We start from the raw sequence: 19,003 nt of genomic DNA, 5'->3' as shown, positions 1-19,003 counted from the left end.
ACGGTCCATGGTCGTCCGCACAATGAGTTCGCGGCGACCTTTGTGCACCTGCCCATCGGCGAGCAAGATCGAGCGGAGTGCCCCGATGACGGACCGGGCGGCGGTGATCCGACGACTGCATCAGCGGGCCTCGACCGTCATCACCAGCTTCTCCTCGGCGATGCCGGGATACGACGATGCGCCGCGCGCGCTCGTGGAGGCCGATGTGGTGCACGGCATCCGGGTGAACATCGACCTGTTCTTCCACTATCTGTCGACCGGCGTCATGCCGACCGACGCGCAGCTGCAGCCGGTCGTCGACCTCGCCATCACCCGTCACGCCGATGGGGTGGCCCTCGACGACATCCTGGGCATCTATCAGACCGGGTCGGTCACCATCTGGGAACGGACCGCGGGCGAACTGGGACCCGCCGATCACGCTGTGCTCATCGAGGCGAGCACCGCGCTCGTCCGGTATCTGACCGGCGTGACCGGCCGCATCGCGGCCGCGATCCGATCCGATGCGGCCCCCCAACACCATTGGGGCACAGCCGATGCGCGCCGGGTGGTGGCGACAGCACTGCTCGACGGTGCCGACCCGGGGCCGTGGGCGACGGTGCGGGCCGGTGACATCGCCACGTCGTTCTGCGTCTGCGTGCTCGCGCCGACGGCCGCCGCCGATCCGGTGGCCTTGCGGTCGGTGGTCACCGCGATCACCGACATCCCCGGCGCGTTCGTGGTGGCCGACCACGACGGGTGGACGGCGCTCGTCCCCGCTCTCGATGGCGATCAGACCGGTGACGCAACCGCGCGGGCACTCGACGAGGCGAACCCTCGTGACGGGGCACCGACGTTCTGGGCGGGCGTCTCCGCGCCGACATCACGCGCAGGCATCCCCCGAGCGCGCGCCGAGGCGACGCTGGTGTGTTCGGTGGCACGCACCGAGGGACGCCACGACGAGATGTGCACCGGAGCGATGGTGCTGTTCGGTTTCGCGGTCGCCACAGCCGCGGCGGCCCACCCCCACCTGCGACGGGTGCTCGCCGCACTCGACAGCGATCCGATCCTGCACGAGACGGTACGCACCCACCTCGCCTCGGGATCGAACACCGTCTCGACCGCGGCTCGAATGCATGTGCACCGCAACACCGTCGGGTACCGCCTGGCCCGCGTCGCCGCGGTCACCGGTCACGATCCCCGCACCACCGAGGGCGGCTGGGTGCTGGGCGCTGCGCTGCGGCTCGCGGCGCTCAGTCGATCGACAGCAGGTCACGATGGGCGAGTCGACGGGCGGTGACCGCCGCCATCCCGAACGACCGCAGCAACGTCTCGAGGGAGGCGTCGACATCGGCGTCGGTGACCGACACCGGATCGGCCAGCCAGGCGTGCACCAGCGCGAGCAGGTGGCCGCAGGTGATGGCGGTGGCCAGGTCGATGTTCTCGATCCGTAGCCGGCCCGCGGCGACGGCGTCGGCCAGGTCGCGGCGGGCTCGCGGCCCCAGCCCGGTCGGCGAACCCATGAGCACGAAGCCGTAGGAGTCGATGATCTCGGCGGTCTGACGATGGCTGATGGCCAGGCGACCGGCGTGCCGGAACGAGGTGGCGAACACCTCGGCGGGATCGATGGCCCGCGTCGCGATCGTGTCGAGGTGGTCGCCGAGCGCCTCAAGGATCTGGTCGATGGCCGCGTCGAACAGCGACTTCTTGTCGTCGAAGTGGTTGTAGAACGTTCCGAAGCCGACATCGGCGGTGGCGGTGATGTCGGCGATGCTCACCGTCGCCGCACGCCCGTCGGCGATGAGCGTGCGCGCGGCGTCGATCAGCGCCTGACGCGTCTTCGCGCGGCGTCGGTCTGTGCGGTTCGGGGCGGGGCGATTCGGGGCGGGGCGATTCGGGGTGGGGGCAGGATTCGGCGTCTCGGGTGTCGCCACGGCGCGCCCTCCCCTCGGTTCACGACAGGCGCGATGCCAATCGGGGCAATTGTGCCAGCGCATTGAGTCGTTCGATGCGGTAGCGCTGCGCCGGGTCGAAGACCCCGGCGAGTGCGGGTGCCGGATCGGTTCCGGACTGCCCGCGATAGGTCAGTGCACTGAACGGCCAGTCGGACCCGAAGACGATGTGGTCGATGCCGGTCACCTCCAGCACACTGCGCATCGCGGCGGGTGACGTGGACAACGAGGTGTCGTAGAAGAAGTCACGGATCGCCGAGTCGGTGCCGAACACCGAGACGTCGGGCGCCGCGGGGAACGCCTGGCGCGGTGTCGACAGTCGCTGCGAGAGGAACGGCACGCAACCGCCGGCGTGGGCGAGGGAGAACCGGATGTCCGGGTACCGGTCCACGGTCCCGGTGGCCATCAGCAGCGCTGCGGCGCGCGTGGTGTCGAACGGGTACTCCTCGTAGAACGCGGGGAAAGGCAGTTCGGGCCGGTTGCTCGGCGCGAGTTCGGCCGGATGCACGAACACGAAGGCCGAGCGGGCGTTCAGCGCGGCCATCACCGGCTCGAAGCGGGTGTCGCCGAGGTAGATGCCGTCGTAGTTGCTCAACAGCGCGACGCCGTCGAGCCGTCGGACGTCGAGCGCGTGGGTGATCTCGGCCAGCGATGCGGCGACGTCGGGCAGGGGCAGGAACGCGAAACCGCCGAAACGAGTGGGGTACTGGGCGATCAGATCGGCGAGATAGTCGTTGCAGTACCGGTTCATCGCACGGGCCTGCGCGGGCGGCAGGAAATTCACGCCCGGGTCCGAGATCGAGAGCACCTGGGTGCCGATCCCGTGCGCATCCATGAACCCCAGCGCCTCGGCCGGTGACCACGACGGCACGGGGACGAACGAACGGAGCGTGTACCCACTCGCCTGCAATGCCGACCGGTAGCGGGGCGGGAGGAAGTGCGCGTGCAGGTCGACGCGGTACCGGCCGGACCCCGTGGGACCGGGATCGGCCACGGCCGTGGCGGTCCCGTTCGCGAGCCCAGCGACCACCCCTCCGGCGGCCAGCGCGGCGATCGCCTGGCGGCGCGTGACATCCATGGGCATCCTCTACGGCCTGATCGATTCTGATGATTCGATCAGTGGGCATTCAAGCACGGGTCGACCGCGGGCACAACAGGCGTTGAGGAATGGCGCAACGCCGGTGGTCACGGGGTGACCACCGGCGTCGCACCTTCCTGCTGGATCGCTCAGGTGAGCTTGTAGACCGTCTGCCCTCCGACAGTGGTGGCGGTGTAGTGCTCGGCGACCCAGGTCGAGATCTCGGAAGCGCTCGAACTCGACCCGCCCGGGCCACCGCCCTGACCGCTTCCGATGTAGTAGCCGATCTTGCCGTCCTGCACGTAGGAGATGAACTGCGCCAGCGTCGGGGTGGGGTCACCACTCCAGCCGCCGATCGCCATCACCGAGGTGCCGCTCGCGATCTCGATCCCCGAGGCCGACTGCGAACCAGTGGTCGCCGCAGCCCACTTCGTGGTCGTGGACTGCAGCAGCGCGGACAACTCGGTGCTGGTCGACCCGCCCATGCCGCCGGTGCGCTGTGTGGACGCCTGGGTCCGGGTCGCGGTGCCACCGGGCGCACCCGAGGGCCGCTGACCGGAGGTGCCACCCGGGCCGGCGTCACCGGAGCCGCCTCCGCCGGGGGCTCCCCCACCGGGACCGCCCATGCCGCCCGAGGAGTCCGCGGTCTGCACCGCTGTGGGGATGGAGCCGGTGTGTTCGGTTGCGGCCGTGGCGACACCGAAGGCCGCCGAGGCACTGAACCCGGCGAGGGCGCCGACGAGAACAGCGGTGGCGACCGCCTTCCGGAACCCGAACCGTCCGCCGACCGCGATGACCAGTATCGAGACCACCGCGACTGCACCGATCAGGTAGCGGGTCCACACCGGACCGAAGTCGGCCCGGTCGAGCAGCACGATCGACCACGCCGAGGCCAGAGCGATCATGGCGCCCAACGCGATCCGCCCGTCCCACCGGTCCCGCAGCCGCCAGGCGTAGACACAGCCGAGGCCGACCAGTGCGCCGATCGCCGGCGCGAGCGCCACGGTGTAGTACGGATGAATGGTGCCGCTCATGAAGCTGAAGATGAGCCCGGTCACGATGAGCCAGCCACCCCACATCACCAGGCCGGCCCTCTCGGTGCGCGACAGACGGTCGGTCTCCCGCGCCCGGATGAACTGTCGCACCACGAGGTAGGCGCCGAACACGAGCACGAACAGAGCGACCGGCAGCAGCCAGGAGATCTCGTATCCCATCTCCGAACCGAAGAGTCGGTTCAGTCCGGTGGCGCCACCGAAACTCGAACCGGCAGCACCGTTCCCGCCCATGCCGCCACCGCCGCCGCCACTGGCCCCGAAGATGCGGCCGAGTCCGTTGTAACCGAGCACGAGGTCCATCACGGTGTTGTCGGTGGAGCCACCGATGTACGGCCGTGACCCGGCCGGCCACAGCGCGACCACGAGGACCCACCATCCGGCACCCGCGATGAGCGACACCGTCGCCACGGCGAGATGCGCGATGCGCCGCAGCCATCCGGTGTTCGCGAGCAGCAGGTAGGCGAGACCGAACGCCGGGAGCACCAGCAGGCCCTGCAGCATCTTGGTGAGGAACGCGAATCCGAGGGCAATGCCCACCAGCGCCAACCATCGCCACGATCCGGCGGCGATCGCGCGGATCAGGCAGTAGCCCGCGGCGACCATGAGCAGCACCAACAGCGCGTCGGGGTTGTTGAATCGGAACATCAACGCCGCGGCGGGTGTGAACGCGAGCACCGCGCCGGCGATGAGACCCGCGGCCTGCGCGTGACGCGGGTTCGCCACCGTGCGCGTGATCGTGGCGTAGAGCAGGAACACCGCGAGGACACCCATGAGTGCCTGCGGCACCAGGACGGCCCAGCTGTTCATCCCGAAGATCCGCACCGACAGGCCGGTGACCCAGAGTGACGCCGGGGGCTTGTCGACGGTGATGAAGTTCTGCGCGTCGAGCGAGCCGAAGAACCATGCCTTCCAGCTGGTCCCGCCGGCCTGCGCCGCCGCGGCGTAGAAGCTGTTGGCGTAGCCGTTCATCGACAGGTTCCACAGGTAGAGCACCGCGGTCACCACCAGCAGCACCGGCAGTGGCGCGCGGGTCAGCAGGCGAGAACGGGCGCTGCGCCCGGTGTCGGGGACGACCCGATGGCGACCACCATCGGGGTCCGGATCGGCGGGCGTACGGGCCCGGTCGACGAGGGTGGTCATGATGCCTCCGTGTGAGTCACCGATCGGCCGTGCGCCGATCGGTACGTTGCTCACGATGTCCGTTCTGTCTCCTGCGCGGCTGGGCGGATGCTGGGAGGTCCCTGGGAGCGCATCGCCCGTCCTGCGCTGGTAGGAACGGGTGATGATCGCAGACCGGTGGGGCGTGGACGCTGCGGAGACCGCGCGGCACTTCCCGTGTGACGACATCGTGCAGACGCCGGTGTTGCGGGCGTGGCGGGGCGTCACCGTGCGCGCGACCCCCGACCGCGTGTGGCCGTGGATCGGTCAACTGCGTCTCGCGCCCTACTCCTACGACTGGATCGACAACCTCGGCCGTCGCTCACCCACCGCGTTGACAGGCCTGCCGGAACCCGTTGTGGGAGAGCACTTCATGTCCTGCGGTGGACGGCCTCTGGGCCGGATCCTCGACGTGGCGCCGACTGAGGCGCTGACCGGCGAGATCGCGGGCGCGGTGATGTCGTACGTGCTGGCGCCCGCCGGCGCGCACACCCGTCTACTGCTCAAGATCGTGATGGCCCGCGGACGCCTGATCGCGCCGCTGGTCTCGGTCGGCGACCTCGTGATGGCCCGCCGACAGCTCTTGAACCTCAAAGCCCTCAGCGAGGGATGACCGAGATCTGCCACTGAGCGCAACGGCATCGCCGTGGGGACGATACCGACCCGCCGGGTGGCACATCCCAGCAGGGAAATCAGCTCTCGGCGATGGCGGCCTGGCCGCCGACGCCACTGACGGTGGCCCGGAGTCCGGCAGCGGTGCGTGCGTACATCGAGGCCTTGATCTCGCCGATGGTGCGGCCGCGGGTGTGGGAGTGGGCATGGGCGTAGGCGAGAGCGGTGGGCAGGACGTCGTCGAGAGTGGCTGCCGCGTCGACGATCCCGAGATCGTGGGCCTGCTGCCCGCCGTACCGCTTGCCCGTCACGAGCATCTCGTGGTTGACCCGTGCAGGCACCTTGTCGCCGACGAGCATCACGCTGCCCGGGGCGTAGCTCGCGCCGATCGTGACGCCGGGCATGCAGATGTACCCGCGGTCGGACCGCATCACGACGTGGTCGTGGGCAAGGGCGAACAACGCGCCACCACCGAAGGCGTGGCCCGCGACGGCGGCGACGGTCGGCATCGGGAACACGAGGATGCGCGCGAGCAGTTCCTGCACGCTCTGGATGTAGGGATCGACCTCGTCGACATGGGTGAGCACCCAGCCGGTGTCGAGGCCGGTCGAGTAGAACTTGCCCTCGTTCGTGGTGACCAGCGCGGTCGGGCCGTCGCTCGCCTCCACCTCGTCGAGGAGGGCGTTGATCGCCGCGACCTGCGGCGGGCCGAAGACGTTCTCGTCGTCACCACCACCCTCGTCGCCGAGATGGAGCACGAAAACGCTGTCGTCACGGGTCAGATGGGCCACAACTCCACCCTAACCACTCAGCACGGCGCGACAGACGAGGTCGGCCACCTGATCGTCGGTCATCGAACTGCCCGGGACGAGCATGTGCGAGTAGACGACCCGCGCGGCGAACTCCGACGCCGCACGCCCGTCGGGGTGCAGGGCACCGGCGAGGGCGGGCTGGGCGTCGAGGTCGGGAAGGCAGCGCTGCACGATGACGTCGATGATCGTGGTGTCGGTCGCGCGATCGGGGCCGCTGGCCACCAGTGTCGACACCAGTTCGCCCGGCTCGTTGCGCAGCAGGTACTGCAGGGCCTGGTGCTCGCGGATGTAGGCGAGCGTCTTCGTGACCAGGGTGTGGACCTTGTCGTGTGGGTCGTCGACGGCGAGCATCCACTCGTCCATGCGGTCGTGCAGGGTCGACACCTCACGGTCGACGATCGCGGCGAGCAGTTCGTCGCGGCCGCCGAACATGCGGTATGCGGTGGCGCGTCCGACGCCGGCGTGCCGGGCCACCGAGGTCAGGCTCAGCGCCTGCGCGCCGAAACGCGACACCACCGACACCGCCACGTCGACCATGCGCTCGCGATCCATGACTGCAGACGTTAGGCGGTGGCCACCGTTCGAGGGCGCGTGCGGCGTCGGGAGATGGCGACACCGGTCAGGCACATCGCGCCGCCCACGAGGCCCAGCAGCGTCGGCACCTCACCGAGGGTGACCCACGACAGGACGATCGCGATGGCCGGGACGGTGAGGGTGGTCGCGGCCATCTTCCCGGCGTCGGTGCGGGTGAGCGCGTACGCCCAGGTGGTGAAGGCGATGGCCGTGGGTCCGATGCCGAGGAAGACCACGCCGGCGATCTGGCCCGCCGAGGCGTCGGCGATCTCACCGACGGCCTGCGGCGCGAACGGGACGGTCACCAGCAGGCCCGCGAGACATCCGACCCAGGTGGCGGTGATCGCGTCGACCGACCGCAGCGCCACCTTCTGCATGAGGACGCCCACCGCGTACAGCACGGCCGTCACCAGCCCCAGTGCGATCCCGAGGGTGTCGTTCGACCCGCTGCCGCCGCTCCCCCCGAAGGCGATGAGGAGGACACCGCCGAAGGCGATCACCATCCCGATCACGAGGGGCCGCGGGAAACCCTCGGACATGAACAGGCCCGCGAACACCGCGACGATGATCGGCGCGAAGTTGACCAGGAGCGCAGCCGTTCCGGCGTCGAGGTGTTGCTCGGCCCAGTTCAGCAACACGGTGTAGCCACCGAACCAGGCGACGCCGTACCCGATGACCAACACCATGGCTCGGCCCCGTGGCAGGCGCCTTCGGTAGCGCAGGGCGATCACCGCGAGGCCCGCGAACCCGACGGCGAGACGCGCGAACGCCAGGGCACCGGGCGAGAAGTGGTCGCCGACCGAACGGATGACGACGAACGACGACGCCCACAGCAGCACCGTCACGACGGCTGCGAGAACGGGAAGGGTCGCGGGGTCGGGTCGACGGCTCACGGGGACAGCCTGCGCGAGGACACCCCGCGCCGACAAACGGCTTTTTTCAGCTGCCGCCGACGAACCGGGGCGAGGCGGCGCTACCGGGTGCGGGTGCCCGCCACGTTGGCCGCGGTCAGATCGAACGACTCGTAGGCGTGGTCGTCGTCACGGGTGACGAGGTAGGCGGTCAGCACGACCATCGACCAGGTCGACAGCACGAAGGCCTGGATCACGATGAGCAGGGGAAGAAACGACATGTGTCACGGCTCCTGTGGAGATCGGGGCCGACGACTCGCGAGGAGATCGGACACCCAGGGGAGTCGACTCTGACTCGAACGGTTGATGAGCCTCCCAGGCTAGGGACCGCAACCGTCCGCGTCGACCTCATCGGCCCGGCCTGTGACGAGCTCGACACCTGCGTTGAGCAGGTGCTCAGCCCAGCTTGCGCAACCGCGGCTCGAGATCGTTCTGGAAATTGGTCAGGAACCGTTGCTGATCGTGTCCGGGCGCGTGGAACACCAGGTGGTTGAGTCCGGCGTCGGTGTACTGCTTGACCTGCTCGACGGCCTCATCGGGATCGGAGGCCACGATCCACCGCTTCGCGACCTGCTCGATCGGGAGTTCGTCGGCGAGACGCTCCATCTCCGTCGAGGAGTTGACGCTGTGCTTCTGCTCCTGCGTCAGCGACAGCGGCGCCCAGAAACGGGTGTTCTCGAGCGCCAGCTCGGGGTCCGGGTCGTAGGAGATCTTGATCTCGATCATCTTGTCGATGTCGGCGACGTCGCGCTCGGCCTTCCCCGCACCCTCGGCGACCGCGGGCAGCAGCTTCTCGGTGTAGAGCTCCATGCCCTTGCCGGAGGTGCAGATGAATCCGTCGCCGGCGCGTCCGGCGTAGCGGGCGACGACCGGGCCGCCGGCGGCGACGTACACCGGGACCGGCGTCGAGGGGATGTCGTACATGTAGGCGCCCTGGGTCGTGTAGTACTCGCCCTCGAAATCGACCTGCTCGCCGGTCCACAGCTCGCGCATCAACGCGATGGCCTCGCGCAGCCGGGCGAAGCGTTCCTTGAACTCGGGCCACTCACCGGTGAAGCCGGTGGCGTACTCGTTGAGAGCCTCGCCGGTACCGACGCCGAGCATGATGCGGTCGGGGTACATGCACGCCATCGACGCGAAGGCCTGCGCGATGACCGCGGGGTTGTAGCGGAAGGTGGGGGTCATCACCGAGGTGCCGATCTGGACGCGCTTCGTGCGTTCGCCGACCGCGGCCATCCAGGCCAGCGAGAACGGGGCGTGGCCCCCGTTGTGACGCCACGGCTGGAAGTGGTCGCTGACCGCGACCGAGTCCATGCCGTGTTCCTCGGCGGAGACCGCGATCTCCACGAGTTCTCGGGGATCGAACTGCTCGGCCGATGCCTTGTAGCCGAGTCTCAGTTGCTGCGCCATTGCACTTCTCCTCCACCGGGGTACCGCCGTCGGCACTCCGCTCCAACCTAGCGCCACGGTGTCGGTCGGACATACGTGCGGTCTCGATGCGATGAAACATTCTTCCGGCCAACACCTTCAGTGGTACGAATCGAACCGGCGTCCTCTGTTCGGAGGACAGGTGAGTCTCGGGAGGTTCGTTCATGGGCATACGCGTGCTCGCAGCGATCGGAGCGGCCGCACTGTCGGTCGCGGCACTGGTCACCACACCGGCGTGGGCCGCCCCGGGACCGCTGCCCGACCCGTCACCGACCGCGACCTACTACGTGTCGCTGGGTGATTCGTTGGCCGCCGGTTACCAACCGAACACCAACACCGACGAGCCCGTCTCGTACACCGACCGCATCTATGACGCCCTCAAAGCCGCGGACCCCAATCTCGTGCACGTACGGCTGGGCTGCAGCGGTGAGACGACCGCGACCATGATCAACGGGGGTCGGTGCACCTACGCGGGGGCGTCGTCGCAGCTCGATCAGGCGACCCGCTTCCTGGCCGCGAACCGCGCCCGGGTGAAGTTCGTGACCCTCGACATCGGCGCGAACGACCTCTACCGCTGCCTCAACGGATCGGTCACCACCGGTTCCTCCGCGCTCGGGATCCCCGACGTCGGCTGCATCGGCGGTGCCCTGCAGACGGTGGGCACCAACCTGTCGACCATCGACGGTCGGCTGCGCACCGCCGGCGGCACCGGCCCGCGCTACGTGGGCATGAACTACTACACGCCTCCGCTGCGCCAGTGGATCGACAGCGCGCAGGGCAAGGTGTCCTCCCAGGCGATCGCGGCCGCCGACAACATCTTCGCGAGCACCATCGCCGGCGCGAACGCCGCCAACGGGTTCGCCACGGCCGACGTGTTGAACGCCTTCTCCAACAACGACGTCCTCACGCAGATCCCCGTGGACGGCTTCGGACCGCTGCCGAAGAACGTCGCGCGGATCTGCCAGTGGACCTGGGGATGCACCCAGTACAAGGACATCCACGCCAACCCCACCGGCCACCGCGTCATCGCCGACACGTTCCTGCCCCTGCTGCGCTAGCGGTCAGGGAGCGGGCGAGAGCGGCAGATCGAGACGGAAGACCGCGCCCACCCCGCTCGGCGGGGAGTCCACGAGCACCAGATCGCCACCGTGCGAGCGGGCGAGGCCGCGCGCGACGGCGAGTCCGAGTCCGGACCCCCCGGACCGGCGGTCGCGAGAGGCGTCGAGACGGACCAGCCGTTCGAAGATCCGTTCGCGGTCGGCCGGGGCGACACCTCCGCCGGTGTCGGCGATTTCGAGGTGCGCCCAGCCCGGCGTCGCGAAGATCGACGCGGTGACCGCACCGCCGGGTGGTGTCGCCTGACAGGCGTTGTCGACGAGGTTGGCCACCACCTGACTGATGCGGCCCGCGTCGGCGACCAGCGGCGTCTTCTCGCCCCGCACCGTCACGGCGATGTCGGGGTGGATCACCGAGACGCGGGCGACCTGATCGGCGACCAGCGACCGCAGTTCGGTGGGTGACGGGTTCAGCGTCAACCCGGCGTCGATGCGGGCCATGTCGACCATGTCGTCGACGAGTCGCCCGGCGCGTCGGGTCTCCTGCACCAGCAGCAGACACAACTGTTCGCGATCCTCGACGGGGGTGTCGCGGTCGGACTGCAGGAGCGTCTCGGCGATGGCCGCCACGCCGGTGATGGGGGTGCGCAGTTCGTGTGCGGCGTCGGCGACGAACCGCCGCACCGATTGCTGGGCGGCGCGTTCGCGGGCCTCGGCGCCCTCGAGCGAGTCGAGCATGTCGTCGAATGCCGCTGCCGTGCGGCCGAGTTCGGTGTCGCGGCGCTGCGGGGACAGTCGGCGCCCGCGATGGCCACGGCTGATCGACCGGGCGAGACCGGTCATGGCGTCGAGTGGCGCCAGGGCGTAGCGGACCGCGAACCACAGCAGTGCCGCGGTGAGCACGAGCGCGACGATCCCGGCGATCGCCATGCCCCACAGCAGCCGGGTCTGCAATCGGTCGAGGAGGCGGTTGTCGACGGCGAGCGTGAGCTCGGCGCCCTGGGTCCACGCGCGACCGCCGCGCAGGCGCACCACGCGGCGTTCCTCACTCTCGTTCGGCGACAACGGCCTTCCCACCACCGTGCCGTCGGCGAGGACCAGCTGGGCGCGGACCGACCGACCGTCGATGCGGGTGAGGAACGCCTCGGGTCCGGTCGCGGTGCGGGCGAGCTGCCGTGCGTAGGCGACGCGGTCGGACAGGAGGTTGTTCACGTCGCGATGCGAGACGGCGGTGAACAGCGTTGCGGTGGTGAAAATCACGGCGATCAGGATGATCGACAGGACGCCCAGGCAGATGGCGGTGACGCGGAAACGCAACGACCGCGTCTGCAGACGCGGGGAGTCGGTGTCGGTCGGGTTCACGGCGGTCTCACCGGGCACTGTCGAGGGTGTAGCCGCGTCCCCGCTCGGTGTGGAGCAGACGCGGTCCGTGCTCCTCCAACTTCCGGCGCAGCGCGCTCATGTGCACCTCGACGAGATTGGGGTCGTAGTGCTCGTACCCCCAGACCGCCGTGAGGATCTGGGTCTTGGTGAGCACCCGACCCCGTCGCCGGGCCAGCACCACCAACATGCGGAACTCGGTCGCGGTCAACGCGATCGGGCTGCCGCCGCGCACCACGACGGCGGCGTCGGGGTCGATCACCAGGTCGTCGACGTGGACGATCGACGCACCCCGGCCGCGGCGGCGGAGGACCGCGTTGACCCGGGCGACCAACTCGGCCATCTCGAAGGGTTTGATGACGTAGTCGTCGGCACCCTCGGTGAGACCGCGCAGTCGGTCACCGACGGCGTCGCGTGCGGTGACCATCACGATGCCGGCGTCGCTGCGGCGTCGGACGATCTCGAGCAGGGCGAACCCGTCGGAGCCGGGCAGCATCACGTCGAGCAACACCACGTCGGGCCGGAACTCGCCGAGATCGAGTTCGATGCGCGCACCGTCGCCTCGGGCCAGCACCGAGTGCCCGGCATCGGTCAGCGCGGCCGCGATGGCCACCCGGATCGACGTCGAGTCCTCGACGAGCAGTACCGACGAACCCATCAGCCCATGATGCCCCCGGTCGGTGTCACAGCCGGTGTCGCGTCAGCCGGGTTGGCTCGTCGCGCCGGGTGTCGCCGACGCACTCGGCGCGGTGGACTGCGCGGCAGGGGTCGTCCTCTTCGCGACGCGGGTGGCCTCGATGGTGCCCGAGACGTCCTTGCCGACGACGGCGACGCGGTCGCCGACGCGGAAATCCGACTGCTGCGCCGGGGTCTTCTTCGTCCCGAATGTCGTGTTCTGCCCGACCGTGACCGTGAGGGTCCGGCCGCCGCGACCCGAGACCGTCCACGACGACCCGTTGATGGCGGTGATGGTGCCCGCCACGGCCCCGCGCGCGTGCCGCTTGGCCGGCGCGGCGCCGTTCTGTCCGCCCTCGCCGGTCGACATCTGCCTCGAGTAGGCCGAACCCGTGTGCGCCGAATCGTCGTTGCCCGTGGCCGCCCATCCGATGCTGCCGCCGATCACACCACCGATCACCAGCCCGGCGACACCGGTCACGATCGCGGTCCGGCGCGTACCCGAGAACCACGACGGCCGCGTCGGGGGCTGCTGCGCGGGTGGCGGGGGCGCGAACGCGGGCGGCGCGGGGGCGTCGAACCTCTCGGTCGGCTGCTGCGGTTCCGGCTGGTTCGGATCGTGAGGCTGTGTCATGCCGACCACGCTAGGGACGATCGCGGCCGCCGAGCTGAAGACCTTCTTAAGGTCGGGGCGCCACCGGTGGAATTCCCCTGAACGCGAACGGGGCGGTCTTCCGTTGACCTGAACATTGGTTGATGTCTTACGCTCGGGAGATGTCCATGGAATCCGTCGCGTACAACTCGCTGTACCGCACGATGTCGCGGTCGGAGAAGAAGTCGCGGCTGCCGAAGGAGGAGCGGCGTCGCACCATGCGACGGATCGGCCGGTTCGCCCGTCCGCACCGCACCCGCATCGCGGTCTTCCTCGTCTTCAGCATCATCACCGCGGTGCTCACCGTCGCCACTCCCCTCCTGGCCGGCCGCGTCGTCAACCAGATCACCGGGAACGGTTCCACCTCGGTCATCGTCTGGCTCTCGGTGCTGATCGCGGTCATCGCGTTGGTCGAGGCAGGCGTCGGACTGCTGGTGCGGTGGTTGTCGGCGACGATCGGCGAGGGTCTGATCCTCGATCTGCGACGCACGGTCTTCGACCACGTGCAGACGATGCCCATCGCGTTCTTCATGCGCACCCGGACCGGAGCGCTCGTCAGCCGCCTCAACAACGACGTCATCGGTGCCCAGCGCGCGTTCAGCGACACGCTCTCGGGCGTGGTGTCGAACCTCGTGACGCTGATCCTCACGATGACCGTGATGCTGTTCATCTCCTGGCAGATCACTCTCCTCGCCCTGGTCCTGTTGCCGCTCTTCGTCGTTCCCGCGCGGCGCATGGGCGCACGGATGGCGGCGCTGTCGAGGGAGGCCGCCGAGTACAACGCGATGATGTCGACGCAGATGACCGAACGGTTCTCCGCGCCCGGCGCCACGCTGGTGAAGCTCTTCGGCCGGCCCGACGAGGAGTCACGCGAATTCGCCGCGCGCGCAGCCAACGTGCGCGGCATCGGGGTACGGCGCGCGGTGCTGCAGGCGGTGTTCGTCACCATGTTGACGCTGGTGTCGGCGCTGGCGCTCGCGCTGGTCTACGGCGTCGGCGGCTACCTCGCGGTACACGGCCACCTCAACGCCGGCTCGGTCGTGTCGCTCGCGCTGCTGTTGACCCGGATGTACGCGCCGCTCACCGCGCTGGCCAACGCGCGCGTCGAGATCATGAGTGCACTGGTCAGTTTCGAGCGCGTCTTCGAGGTCACCGACCTGGTGCCGCTCATCGCCGACAAGCCCGACGCCCGCGAGCTGCCCCGCGGACCGGTGTCGATGCGCTTCGACGGCGTCCGATTCGCCTACCCGTCCGCCGACAAGGTGTCGCTGGCGTCACTGGAAGAGGTTGCACAGCTGGACAACCGCGGCGGCGTCGAGGTCATCCACGACGTGTCGTTCGAGGTCCCCGCGGGCTCGATGGTCGCCCTCGTCGGCAGTTCCGGTGCCGGCAAGTCGACCATCGCCCAGCTCGCGACCCGCCTCTACGACGTCGACTCGGGCGCGGTCACGGTCAACGACATCGACGTGCGCGACGTGACCTCGGCGTCACTGCACCGCGCAGTCGGACTCGTCACGCAGGACGGTCACCTCTTTCACGACACCGTGCGCTCGAACCTGATGCTCGCCGCGCCCGACGCCACCGAGGACGACATCTGGGCCGCGCTGCGGCGCGCCCGCCTCGAGGAGTTGGTGCGGTCGTTGCCCGATCAGCTCGACACCGTCGTCGGCGAGCGTGGCTACCGTCTCTCCGGTGGTGAACGTCAGCGCCTCACCATCGCGCGGCTGCTGCTGGCCGAACCGGCCGTCGTCATCCTCGACGAGGCCACCGCGCACCTCGACTCGACATCGGAAGCCGCTGTGCAGGAAGCATTGTCGGAGGCACTCGTCGACCGGACGTCGATCGTGATCGCGCACCGGTTGTCGACGGTGCGGGCCGCACAACAGATCCTGGTCCTCGAGGACGGCCGTGTCATCGAACGTGGCACCCACCTCACCCTGTTGGCGTCGGGGGGTCGCTACTCCGAGCTGTACCGCACCCAGTTCGCCGATCAGCAACCCGCCGACGTCACGGTCTGACGTCCGACGCGGCGCCGCCGAGGAACACCGCGGCGACATGGTCGGCGTGCGCGGCCGGGTCGAGGGTCGGGTCGGCGTCGAGGTGGTCGAGCATCGTGTCGACCATGCCCTGGTAGGTGATCGCCAGCAGGTCGGGGTCGAGATCGGTCCGGATGTCACCGCGTTCCTGACACCGTCGCAGCAGGTCGGCCTGCCTGCGGTGCAGCGCGCGATACTCCGCCGCGCGTGCCGCGGCGTCGCCGTCGTCGGGGCGGAAGGCCGCGCCGATCGCGCGGATGGCGCGCAGCTCGGCGGGATGGGTGGCCGGGAGGCTGGCGGCGCGGTGGATGGCCGACGTGAACAGCGCGGTGGCCGGGGCATCGAGGTCGACATCGACCGAGACCGCGGATTCGAGGGCGGCGAACGCGCGGCGTCCGGCGGCGATCATGAGGCCGTCGAGGTTGTCGTAATACCGCCAGAGCAGGCCCTTCGAGACCCCGGCCGCCTCCGCGATCGCCTCGGCGGTCGCCGCGGACAGGCCGCCACTGCCGATGAGGTCGATCGCCGCGCGCTCGAGCTGCTCCCTGCGCGCGTCGGGGCTCAAGCGGCGTCGTGGTGACGCGGGCACCGTCACACGCGTTCCCGCACGACGGCGCCGATGATCCCGAGCATCACCAGGGCGATCACGATCATCTCGACGCGCATCCACCCCGGGGCGAAGTTCGGGACCATCGCCTCGATGACGTTGGCGAGGAACAACACCGCCGCGATGATGCCCACCGCGCGCAGCGCCGCGACGCTCCCCCGCTGCGCCGACCGCAGTCGCAACGGCAGCACCGCGGCGAACACGACGACGATGATCGCGTGCACCCACGCGTCCCGGGGAGCCTGGCCGGGCGCCACCACCGACAGGATCGCCAGCGCGACCACGGTCGCGACCGCGATCGCCACGTAGACGCGTACCAGCGCGCTGATGACAGGCAGCATCGTTCGGGTCCGAGCATCGGTCTTCGTCATGGACCGGAACACTAATGACTACTCAGTCATTACGTCAAGGCCGTTGCCGACGCCGGCGCGGTCCGGTCGCCGTCGGGAAGATCGACGACGACGAACTCCCCCGGGTTCGCACCGGCCTGCACCACGGGCGGGCCGTGACCGATCCAGATCCCCGAGCCGCCGGACGTCTCGCCGTACCCACCGCCGGTCGGACCGGCGAATCCCGCGAACACCACCGGAACCCGGAAACGATCGATGATCGCGCGCGCCCGCTCATCGAATGCGCCGATCTCGCGCGGCGTGTGCACCAGCCCGGCGGCATAGAGGTCCATCCCCAACGCCCCTGTCGCGTCGAGGTGTTCGACGATGCGCGTGTCCTTGCAGACACCGAGACCGACTCGCCACCCGTCGATCTCGACGACCGCCGGCGACGTCCCGCGTCGGAAGCGTTCACCTCCGGCCCGCCGAGGAACATCTTCCGGTAGACGACGCGTGGTCCGTCGGCATCGACGGCGATGATCCCGATGGACCGGTTGCCATGGTGGCGGACCGGCGCTCCGACAAGGGCGACCGAACCGGCGAGCGCGCACGACTCGACCAGCGGTTCGAGCACGGGAGAATCCGGGCTCACGACAGGCGCATCCATCGAATACCCGGTCAGCGACAACTCCGGGAACACGACCAATCGCGCCCGACACCCTCGGATCGACTCTGCGTGAGCAAGGACGTTCGTCGCGACATCACCCAGCACGGTGCGCGGTTGGGCGGCCGCGACGCGCAGCGTCCGCGACCGCTCGACCTGCCCGCTCACTCGACCGTTCCGGCGAGAACCGCTGCGAGACCGGCACGGAATCGCGCATCACGATCACCGGACAGGATCGCGACACCGTCGGAGGCGGATGCCGGAATCGCCGGCGAGCCCGCGCGGACCTCGGCCACGAGCCCCTCCCACTCACCGGACGCGGCCAACGCGAGATACGCCTGCTCCTCGATCACGAAGCCCACCGTGAAATTTCGTAACGCAAAGGCCACGTCGCCGGCGTCGAACCGCGCGATGACGATCGGCGCCAACAGGTCACGGAGCGCCGTCGAGATCGCGACCGTCGCCGCGAACGGCGCGTAGGAGCCCGCGACGATTCGTCCCCCGTCGCGGAATCCCAACATCGCGGCACGCATTCGTACACAACACTCGACGACCTGGTCGACGCTGGGCGAGCCGTCGACGAGGGCGTCGAGATCGACGGTCGCGTAGACGGAGTCGGCCATCGCACGTTGGAGATCACGCTTGTCGCGGAAGTGTTTGTACAGCGCCCCGGGTGTCACCTCCGCCGCTGCCGCCAGCCGTCGAACCGTGAGTGCGTCGAGACCGTTCTCGGCGACATAGGCGTGCGCGATCGCCACCAGGCGATCCCGGTTCAGTCTGTGCACTGCCATCGCCGAGACATTACGTCCGCGGTTGACCGACGGGGTCGAACGGCCTAGCTTCTGCTAGGTGAACATTGTTTACCCAGAAGGCCGGTCCACCGCCTCCGGCTCGCGACACACGCTCGCGGTTGCGTGCATCGGCCAGCTGATGGTGGTGATCGACGGGCTGATCGTCACGATCGCCCTTCCCGACATCCGCTCCGACATGGAGTTGTCGGCGGCAACCCAGGGATGGGTCGTCAACGCCTATCTGCTGGCCTTCGGCGCGCTGCTTCTCGTCGCCTCCCGCGCCGCCGACCGGCTGGGACACCGAAAGGTCTTCACTGCCGGTGTCGTGGTGTTCACCCTGGCCAGCCTCTGCGGTGGCCTGGCGCCTGGCGCGGGGATGCTCGTCGCCGCGCGGGTGGCCCAGGGAATCGGGGCGGCGGCGATCGCTCCGACCAGCCTGAGTCTTCTGACCACCACCTTCACCGGTGATGCACGGTCCCGAGCACTCTCCGCGTGGAGCGCCACGTCGGCGGTTGCCGGAGCCGGGGGCCTCGTCGTCGGCGGGGTCATCACCGCCGAACTCGGGTGGCGGTGGGTGTTCCTCGCGAACGTCCCTCTCGGCGTCGCCGTGTTCGCGCTGACCGCAGCCCTGCCGGCGGTCGCGGGCACCGTCGAGGCACCACCATCGACCCCCTACCCGTGGCGAATGGTCCTTCGCCGCAGCATCGTCGTCGCCAACGTGTCGATGGCGGTACTCGGTGCGGCGATGACCGCTGCTCTCTACTGCCTGTCGCTGTTCCTACAGAACGTCCAGGGTCGCAATCCACTCCAGACGGGGTCGGCTCTGCTGCCGATGAGCGCCGTCCTCGCCCTCGGCGCGGTCACATCCCCTCGGCTTCTCGCCCGCTGGGGAACCACTGCCGTCACGACGACGGGAACGATCGTGGCGGCGGCCGGAGCGGCGGCACTCACGATGTCGATGGCCTTCGATCACGGCCCGGCGGTTCTGATCGGCGCGACGCTCGTCTGGGCCTGCGGCGCAGGGGTGCTCACGATGCCGATCGTGTCGCGTGCGACCGCTGACGTCCCGCCGGCCGCAGCCGGTCTGGCCTCCGGGACCGTGTCGGTCGCCCGGCAGATCGGCGGGGTGCTCGGAGTCGCCGCAATCGCCGCCCTGGGCGTGGCACCGGCGGCTGGGATCGTCCACTGAGCGGACCGGCACCGTCGTACGCGGCCTGGCTGCTCGCCGGGTGCGAGATCTCAGCAGCGCGAGACGGCGA

The 19,003-nt window shown here is 69.5% G+C and carries 20 protein-coding genes and 1 pseudogene; 5 read left to right on the top strand and 16 right to left on the bottom strand.

Translation table 11 applies throughout. The features are described 5' to 3' along the window. Positions 1-85: 85 nt before the first annotated feature. Positions 86-1,276 carry a PucR family transcriptional regulator gene (locus ACQ7HM_RS12970; RefSeq protein ID WP_434216658.1) on the top strand — a complete coding sequence of 397 codons (1,191 nt, stop codon included), beginning with the start codon at positions 86-88 and terminating at the stop codon, positions 1,274-1,276. Here the strand turns inward: ACQ7HM_RS12970 and ACQ7HM_RS12965 are convergent. The 3 genes from ACQ7HM_RS12965 to ACQ7HM_RS12955 all read right to left on the bottom strand — a co-directional run bounded on the left by ACQ7HM_RS12965 (position 1,230) and on the right by ACQ7HM_RS12955 (position 5,201). Next, on the bottom strand, positions 1,230-1,910 hold the full coding sequence (locus ACQ7HM_RS12965) for a TetR/AcrR family transcriptional regulator (RefSeq protein ID WP_434216657.1): 681 nt from the start codon (positions 1,908-1,910) through the stop codon (positions 1,230-1,232). The two genes, ACQ7HM_RS12970 and ACQ7HM_RS12965, sit on opposite strands and share 47 nt — an antisense overlap. Positions 1,911-1,929: 19 nt before the next feature. Next, positions 1,930-3,006: an amidohydrolase family protein gene (locus ACQ7HM_RS12960; protein WP_434216656.1), complete on the bottom strand. Its 1,077-nt coding sequence runs from the start codon at positions 3,004-3,006 to the stop codon at positions 1,930-1,932. Positions 3,007-3,155: 149 nt separating this feature from the next. After that, entirely contained in the window at positions 3,156-5,201 is a 2,046-nt protein-coding gene (locus tag ACQ7HM_RS12955) for an ArnT family glycosyltransferase (protein WP_434216655.1), read from the bottom strand. Positions 5,202-5,343: 142 nt separating this feature from the next. Here ACQ7HM_RS12955 and ACQ7HM_RS12950 point away from each other — a divergent pair, with 142 nt between their 5' ends. After that, complete coding sequence (locus tag ACQ7HM_RS12950; RefSeq protein ID WP_434216654.1) at positions 5,344-5,832, top strand: polyketide cyclase; 489 nt, start codon at positions 5,344-5,346, stop codon at positions 5,830-5,832. A 79-nt stretch (positions 5,833-5,911) separates the two neighbouring features. On the opposite strand, the gene ACQ7HM_RS12945 is transcribed toward ACQ7HM_RS12950, so the two are convergent. The 5 genes from ACQ7HM_RS12945 to fgd form a co-directional block, all read right to left on the bottom strand. Further along, positions 5,912-6,622, bottom strand: a complete 711-nt coding sequence (locus ACQ7HM_RS12945) for an enoyl-CoA hydratase/isomerase family protein (protein ID WP_434216653.1) — start codon at positions 6,620-6,622, stop codon at positions 5,912-5,914. Between the two features lie 9 nt (positions 6,623-6,631). Then, complete coding sequence (locus tag ACQ7HM_RS12940) at positions 6,632-7,195, bottom strand: TetR/AcrR family transcriptional regulator (RefSeq protein ID WP_434216652.1); 564 nt, start codon at positions 7,193-7,195, stop codon at positions 6,632-6,634. Positions 7,196-7,206: 11 nt separating this feature from the next. Next, positions 7,207-8,109, bottom strand: coding sequence for a DMT family transporter (locus tag ACQ7HM_RS12935; RefSeq protein WP_434216651.1), 903 nt, complete (start codon positions 8,107-8,109; stop codon positions 7,207-7,209). An 80-nt stretch (positions 8,110-8,189) separates the two neighbouring features. Further along, positions 8,190-8,348 carry a hypothetical protein gene (locus ACQ7HM_RS12930; RefSeq protein WP_434216650.1) on the bottom strand — a complete coding sequence of 53 codons (159 nt, stop codon included), beginning with the start codon at positions 8,346-8,348 and terminating at the stop codon, positions 8,190-8,192. A 175-nt stretch (positions 8,349-8,523) separates the two neighbouring features. Continuing rightward, the gene (gene fgd, locus ACQ7HM_RS12925; protein ID WP_434216649.1) at positions 8,524-9,537 is read right to left on the bottom strand and encodes a glucose-6-phosphate dehydrogenase (coenzyme-F420); all 1,014 of its coding nucleotides are present in this window, start codon (positions 9,535-9,537) and stop codon (positions 8,524-8,526) included. A gap of 182 nt (positions 9,538-9,719) precedes the next feature. Here fgd and ACQ7HM_RS12920 point away from each other — a divergent pair, with 182 nt between their 5' ends. After that, entirely contained in the window at positions 9,720-10,613 is an 894-nt protein-coding gene (locus ACQ7HM_RS12920) for an SGNH/GDSL hydrolase family protein (protein WP_434216648.1), read from the top strand. Between the two features lie 3 nt (positions 10,614-10,616). Here the strand turns inward: ACQ7HM_RS12920 and ACQ7HM_RS12915 are convergent, their stop codons facing one another. The 3 genes from ACQ7HM_RS12915 to ACQ7HM_RS12905 are packed head-to-tail and all read right to left on the bottom strand — an operon-like array spanning position 10,617 to position 13,299. Continuing rightward, complete coding sequence (locus tag ACQ7HM_RS12915) at positions 10,617-11,972, bottom strand: sensor histidine kinase (protein WP_434216647.1); 1,356 nt, start codon at positions 11,970-11,972, stop codon at positions 10,617-10,619. A gap of 7 nt (positions 11,973-11,979) precedes the next feature. Then, positions 11,980-12,648 (bottom strand): response regulator transcription factor, encoded by a 669-nt coding sequence (locus tag ACQ7HM_RS12910; RefSeq protein ID WP_434216646.1) that lies wholly within the window; start codon positions 12,646-12,648, stop codon positions 11,980-11,982. A 42-nt stretch (positions 12,649-12,690) separates the two neighbouring features. After that, positions 12,691-13,299 carry a DUF5666 domain-containing protein gene (locus ACQ7HM_RS12905; protein ID WP_434216645.1) on the bottom strand — a complete coding sequence of 203 codons (609 nt, stop codon included), beginning with the start codon at positions 13,297-13,299 and terminating at the stop codon, positions 12,691-12,693. 140 nt (positions 13,300-13,439) lie between these two features. Between ACQ7HM_RS12905 and ACQ7HM_RS12900 the strand changes: the two genes are divergently transcribed. Then, complete coding sequence (locus tag ACQ7HM_RS12900; protein WP_434216644.1) at positions 13,440-15,335, top strand: ABC transporter ATP-binding protein; 1,896 nt, start codon at positions 13,440-13,442, stop codon at positions 15,333-15,335. On the opposite strand, the gene ACQ7HM_RS12895 is transcribed toward ACQ7HM_RS12900, so the two are convergent. The 5 genes and pseudogenes from ACQ7HM_RS12895 to ACQ7HM_RS12875 form a co-directional block, all read right to left on the bottom strand. Further along, on the bottom strand, positions 15,325-15,918 hold the full coding sequence (locus ACQ7HM_RS12895) for a TetR/AcrR family transcriptional regulator (RefSeq protein ID WP_434216643.1): 594 nt from the start codon (positions 15,916-15,918) through the stop codon (positions 15,325-15,327). The two genes, ACQ7HM_RS12900 and ACQ7HM_RS12895, sit on opposite strands and share 11 nt — an antisense overlap. A gap of 26 nt (positions 15,919-15,944) precedes the next feature. Continuing rightward, entirely contained in the window at positions 15,945-16,331 is a 387-nt protein-coding gene (locus ACQ7HM_RS12890; protein ID WP_434216642.1) for a hypothetical protein, read from the bottom strand. Positions 16,332-16,360: 29 nt separating this feature from the next. Continuing rightward, positions 16,361-16,642, bottom strand: coding sequence for a hypothetical protein (locus ACQ7HM_RS12885; RefSeq protein ID WP_434216968.1), 282 nt, complete (start codon positions 16,640-16,642; stop codon positions 16,361-16,363). A gap of 191 nt (positions 16,643-16,833) precedes the next feature. Further along, positions 16,834-17,061, bottom strand: a pseudogene (locus ACQ7HM_RS12880) (nitrilase-related carbon-nitrogen hydrolase); the annotation flags it as partial. 56 nt (positions 17,062-17,117) lie between these two features. After that, positions 17,118-17,744: a TetR/AcrR family transcriptional regulator gene (locus ACQ7HM_RS12875; protein ID WP_434216641.1), complete on the bottom strand. Its 627-nt coding sequence runs from the start codon at positions 17,742-17,744 to the stop codon at positions 17,118-17,120. Positions 17,745-17,802: 58 nt separating this feature from the next. Here ACQ7HM_RS12875 and ACQ7HM_RS12870 point away from each other — a divergent pair, with 58 nt between their 5' ends. Continuing rightward, entirely contained in the window at positions 17,803-18,933 is a 1,131-nt protein-coding gene (locus tag ACQ7HM_RS12870; RefSeq protein ID WP_434216640.1) for an MFS transporter, read from the top strand. The last annotated feature ends 70 nt before the right edge of the window (positions 18,934-19,003 follow it).

Origin of the sequence: Williamsia sp. MIQD14 (assembly GCF_051025635.1) — a bacterium.
GTDB lineage: Bacteria > Actinomycetota > Actinomycetes > Mycobacteriales > Mycobacteriaceae > Williamsia_A.
This window is presented reverse-complemented; position numbering and strand designations above follow the sequence as displayed.

Excerpts from the sequence above, each read along its gene's own strand:
- ACQ7HM_RS12970 (WP_434216658.1), top strand. The coding sequence starts at position 86 with ATGACGGACCGGGCGGCGGTGATCCGACGACTGCATCAGCGGGCCTCG.
- ACQ7HM_RS12960 (WP_434216656.1), bottom strand. The coding sequence starts at position 3,006 with ATGGATGTCACGCGCCGCCAGGCGATCGCCGCGCTGGCCGCCGGAGGG.
- ACQ7HM_RS12955 (WP_434216655.1), bottom strand. The coding sequence starts at position 5,201 with ATGACCACCCTCGTCGACCGGGCCCGTACGCCCGCCGATCCGGACCCC.
- ACQ7HM_RS12950 (WP_434216654.1), top strand. The coding sequence starts at position 5,344 with ATGATCGCAGACCGGTGGGGCGTGGACGCTGCGGAGACCGCGCGGCAC.
- ACQ7HM_RS12940 (WP_434216652.1), bottom strand. The coding sequence starts at position 7,195 with ATGGATCGCGAGCGCATGGTCGACGTGGCGGTGTCGGTGGTGTCGCGT.
- ACQ7HM_RS12930 (WP_434216650.1), bottom strand. The coding sequence starts at position 8,348 with ATGTCGTTTCTTCCCCTGCTCATCGTGATCCAGGCCTTCGTGCTGTCG.
- fgd (WP_434216649.1), bottom strand. The coding sequence starts at position 9,537 with ATGGCGCAGCAACTGAGACTCGGCTACAAGGCATCGGCCGAGCAGTTC.
- ACQ7HM_RS12920 (WP_434216648.1), top strand. The coding sequence starts at position 9,720 with ATGGGCATACGCGTGCTCGCAGCGATCGGAGCGGCCGCACTGTCGGTC.
- ACQ7HM_RS12910 (WP_434216646.1), bottom strand. The coding sequence starts at position 12,648 with ATGGGTTCGTCGGTACTGCTCGTCGAGGACTCGACGTCGATCCGGGTG.
- ACQ7HM_RS12905 (WP_434216645.1), bottom strand. The coding sequence starts at position 13,299 with ATGACACAGCCTCACGATCCGAACCAGCCGGAACCGCAGCAGCCGACC.
- ACQ7HM_RS12900 (WP_434216644.1), top strand. The coding sequence starts at position 13,440 with ATGTCCATGGAATCCGTCGCGTACAACTCGCTGTACCGCACGATGTCG.
- ACQ7HM_RS12890 (WP_434216642.1), bottom strand. The coding sequence starts at position 16,331 with ATGACGAAGACCGATGCTCGGACCCGAACGATGCTGCCTGTCATCAGC.
- ACQ7HM_RS12885 (WP_434216968.1), bottom strand. The coding sequence starts at position 16,642 with ATGGACCTCTATGCCGCCGGGCTGGTGCACACGCCGCGCGAGATCGGC.
- ACQ7HM_RS12875 (WP_434216641.1), bottom strand. The coding sequence starts at position 17,744 with ATGGCAGTGCACAGACTGAACCGGGATCGCCTGGTGGCGATCGCGCAC.